Genomic DNA, 4,289 nt, shown 5'->3' with positions numbered 1-4,289 from the left:
TTGGTGTCCTCGTGGGAGTTTATTTCCTGTTTCTTTTAAGAAGACCTCTTCCATTCTTCCTTTTACGTGTTCATAGTCATTAAATAATTCTGGTTTTTGAAGAATCATTTCTTTCACAACACCCAGATGATTGACACGAATTGTATAATGATCCTTATTATATGTATATGGATGTCCTAAAGACTCGATATCCTCTTCTTTTACATGATAGATATTTAAATAATCATAAGCATATTTCTGTTTTAATTCATGTGGTGTTCCTGAAGCTATTTGATGGCCATGATCAATAATAACAACTTGATCTGCTTCAGCTGCTTCTTCCATATAATGAGTCGTAAGAAATACAGTCATATGTTTTTCTTTTCTTAAATTATCAATAACTTTCCATAATGTTTTTCTTGTTTGAGGATCTAAACCAGTTGTTGGTTCATCTAAGATAAGAAGTTCTGGTCCATGAATAAGAGCACGAGCTATATCTATACGTCTTCTTTGTCCTCCTGATAGCTTATTTAAAGGTTTCTTTAAAAAGTCTTTGAAATCTAATAATATAGAGAGTTCTTCTAGTTTCTTCTTAAAAGAATTCCCTGTAATACCATACAAAGCAGCGCGATACTTTAGATTATCATAAACTGTAAGTACATCATCTAATGCAGAAGTTTGATAAACTACACCTATAGTAGTTCTGACTTCATCCATATGTGTTTTAATATCTTTGCCTTCAATGTATATTTCTCCTGCATCACTTGTAAGCTCACCACATATCATAGAAATAGCAGTACTCTTACCAGCACCATTAATACCTAAAAAAGAGAAGAAAGTCCCCTTTTCTACACTAAAGCTTAAGTCATCTACTGCTTTAATATCACCAAAGCTTTTAGTAAGATGTTTAATTTCAATACTGTTCATACGTTCACCCTTTTCTACTCTTAAGAGCTTTATTGATTTCATTTGCAAGATGGCAATCATTCAAATAATTAAATAGTCTGACTAAAATATCTACTACAAGTATCGTGAAAAAGAAAAGTAATCCTCCTAAGACATCCTCATACATACCAATTTTATATCCAGCAATTAAAAGAATGATTTCTAAGAGTATTGTATGAATAATAGTCTTCACTAAGACATTTTGAGACTTAGAATAATAGATAGTCGTAGGAAGGCAGGCAAGAAAAGAAAAGACTGCCACCTCTCCTAAATAAGATACAGATAGCATTTTTATTTGAGGCTGATCTATATGACAAAACAAAATTGTCGCAAACATTGATAATGTATAAATCACAAAATATTGAATAGTTATTGTATGTATCATTTCATTTTTATCCATTTTTCTTCTCCTTATAATCCAATCATGTGTTTAAGTACACGTACATATTGTCTAGATACTATGAGTTTCTCTTTGTTTTTTAGTACAACTTCAAATCTTCCTGAAAAGGAAGGTTTGATAGAATCAATCTTATCTGCATTAATAATAAGTGACTTAGAAGCACGAAAGAATGATGTACCTTCTGTTTCTTGTTCAAATTCATAAAGTTTCATTTTAGATTCATATATTTCTTTCTCACAGTACACAAAAGCATTTTGATCTACAATTTCAAAATAATAGATACTATTTATATTTAAAGGATAAGTAGTTCCCCTTTTATATCCCATGATTTTCTTCTCATTTTCTATATAAGAGACTATATTTTGTATTTCATCTGTCATCTTATGACATCTGATTATTGTTTCTTCAACTTTTTCTTCCGGTATCAATTCAATTTTTGTCTTCATAGTCTTCCTCCGTCAAAAAAATAATAACATAATAGATTATATTTAAACATCTTATCCTATTAAGTTGTAGAAATCGTATTGTAAGATGAAAAAAAACTAGGCGTTAGCCTAGTTGATTTCAATGGAGCCACATGCCGGAGTTGAACCGGCGTCCTCTGCATGGCAAGCAGATATAATAGCCATTATACGAATGCGGCCTCACTAACACTCGAGGAGTGCTCATTTATAATATCAAATAATAATATATGTGTCAATAAGGTTTTGTAAAAAAATGAAGGATCAGTGACGATCCTTCTTGTTCTTATCATATATGATCTTTAGACCTTTAAATGTGAGTTCCTGATCATAAATATCAATTAATTCAGTTTCTTTCGCAATAAGCTTGCCTAAACCACCAGTAGATACTACTTTTAGATTCTGTCCATATTCTTCTTTAATCTTCTTGATAATATATTCAGTCTTACCAATATAACCATAAACAACCCCAGCCTGCATTGCAGTGACTGTGTTTTTCGCAATAATATGCTGCGGTTTGACTAATTCAATTTCTGGAAGCTGAGCTGCCATAGAAGAAAGAACACCGGCTTCTATACCAATGCCTGGTGCAATTACACCGCCAATAAAAACACCTTTCTCTGTAATCACATCATAAGTAGTCGCTGTACCAAAATCAATAACAAGGCAAGGACCACCATAAGTATAATATGCCCCTGCTGCATCTACTAAACGGTCTGAACCAAGAGTAGATGTATGATCAATTTGAATATTGATGCCTGTTTTCACACCTGGGCCGACAAATAGCGGTCTAATATGAAAGTATTTAATAATGGAACTTGAGAAAGAATAGTTAATCTTTGGTACAACTGAACTAATAATAACATCTTTCACATCTTCTACATTCAAGTGAGATGCTTGAAGGTATGAATGAAGCATTAAGCCATATTCATCTGATGTACGTTCCATACGTGTTGTCATACGAAAACGACCTACTAAATGATCTTCTTTGTAAACACCAATAGTAATATTTGTATTACCGATATCTATAACCAATAGCATTCTTATTTCTTAGCTCCTATTTTCATACATTCTTTTAAAATAATATAGCTTAGATCTGATTTCGACATCTTATCGATATCCTTCATAGAATCCTGAGTAATAATAGTAACAACATTTGTATCACCCTGAAATCCTGCTCCTTCCGTTTTAAGATGGTTCGCAATAATCAGATCACATTGTTTTTTATTTAATTTCTTTGATGCATTTTCAATTAAATCTTGTGTTTCCATCGCAAATCCACATATCACTTGATGTTCAACTTGATGATGCCCTATATAATCAAGGATATCTGGATTCTTTTTTAGTTTAAGAATAAGTTCATTGTCATTTTTCTTAATCTTTTCTGTAGATGTTTCTACAGGTGTATAGTCAGCTACTGCAGCTGACATAATAATATAGTCATAATGTGTATGATGTCTTTTTACACATTCAAATAAATCCTGGGCACTTGTAATAGATTGATTGATGATATAAGGCACTGGCTTTAATGATGTAGGTCCATGAATTAATCGTACCTTGGCGCCAAGTATAAATGCTGCACGGGCAATTGAGTATCCCATTTTACCTGATGAATGGTTTGTAAGAAAACGTACAGGATCTAAAGATTCTTGAGTTGGTCCTGCAGTGACTAATACCTTTTTACCTTGTAATGGATGATCGCTAAGTGCATATTCCATCATTAAATGAAGGTGATCATAGTCTGCAAGTTTACCTTTACCTGTATCACCGCAGGCAAGAAGTCCTACAGCTGGTTCTACAAATAAGACACCATCATCCTTTAGAGTCTGGATATTACGCTGAGTGGCTTTATTTTCATACATATGTACATTCATTGCAGGTGCAATGAGTTTAGGACATGTGGCTGCTAGAAAAGCAGCTGTTAACATATTGTCCGCAATACCATTTGCACATTTCGCAATTGTAGTTGCACTTGCTGGTACAATCATAAATAGATCAGCATCCTTGACAATGTCTACATGTGTAATACATCCAGGATCATCATCAAAGACATCAATATATGTTTTATTCTTTGTGAGAGCAGAAACAGAAGTTGGTGTGACAAACTTAGCTGCACTTGGAGTGAGCATGACTTCAATTTCATATTTTTCTTTCACTAGATCACTAATGAACTGTACAGTCTTAAATGCCGCAATAGAACCAGTAATCCCTATAATCAATTTTTTCATCTATTAATACCCTCTTTTCATTTATAAATTATCCACGCTTCATTAAAGCGAAGAGAGGTTTTGTGACAATCACCACAATCACTACACCTACAAAAGCTTCAAGTAGGCTCTGTGTGCTTGATACAGCTAAGAAGTAACTTCCAAGTTTACTTGCATCCTGTCCAATCGCTTTTGCATAAGATGTACCAAATAATGCCCAGATACCACATAATACAACTACTCGATTAGTGAAAGCACCTAAGAATGCAGGCACTGCAGTCGCAATAGTCTGCTGTT

Annotated in this window: 5 protein-coding genes, 1 tRNA gene and 1 pseudogene; all 7 read right to left on the bottom strand. The window is 33.3% G+C overall.

The features are described from left to right. Positions 1-948, bottom strand: a 948-nt coding sequence (locus tag ACT8VG_RS08005; protein WP_444195579.1) for an ABC transporter ATP-binding protein, incomplete at its 3' end; no start/stop codon positions are given. Continuing rightward, positions 911-1,324: a DUF3021 family protein gene (locus ACT8VG_RS08000; protein WP_195920909.1), complete on the bottom strand. Its 414-nt coding sequence runs from the start codon at positions 1,322-1,324 to the stop codon at positions 911-913. The genes ACT8VG_RS08000 and ACT8VG_RS08005, both read right to left, overlap by 38 nt. 11 nt (positions 1,325-1,335) lie before the next feature. Beyond that, positions 1,336-1,770 carry a LytTR family DNA-binding domain-containing protein gene (locus ACT8VG_RS07995; protein ID WP_444195578.1) on the bottom strand — a complete coding sequence of 145 codons (435 nt, stop codon included), beginning with the start codon at positions 1,768-1,770 and terminating at the stop codon, positions 1,336-1,338. Positions 1,771-1,892: 122 nt separating this feature from the next. After that, a tRNA-Gly gene (locus tag ACT8VG_RS07990) sits at positions 1,893-1,967 on the bottom strand. An 82-nt stretch (positions 1,968-2,049) separates the two neighbouring features. Then, a complete protein-coding gene (locus ACT8VG_RS07985; protein ID WP_187012363.1) occupies positions 2,050-2,826 on the bottom strand; it encodes a type III pantothenate kinase in 777 nt (258 codons plus the stop codon). A gap of 2 nt (positions 2,827-2,828) precedes the next feature. After that, the gene (gene coaBC, locus ACT8VG_RS07980; RefSeq protein WP_432272471.1) at positions 2,829-4,013 is read right to left on the bottom strand and encodes a bifunctional phosphopantothenoylcysteine decarboxylase/phosphopantothenate--cysteine ligase CoaBC; all 1,185 of its coding nucleotides are present in this window, start codon (positions 4,011-4,013) and stop codon (positions 2,829-2,831) included. A 28-nt stretch (positions 4,014-4,041) separates the two neighbouring features. Beyond that, positions 4,042-4,289 (bottom strand): annotated as a pseudogene (locus ACT8VG_RS07975) (ECF transporter S component); the annotation flags it as partial.

Source organism: Catenibacterium sp. (genome assembly GCF_052354645.1).
GTDB classification, from domain to species: Bacteria; Bacillota_I; Bacilli_A; order Erysipelotrichales; family Coprobacillaceae; genus Catenibacterium; species Catenibacterium mitsuoka_A.
Note: the sequence above shows the minus strand (reverse complement) of the source record. Positions and strands in the feature narration are given on the sequence as shown.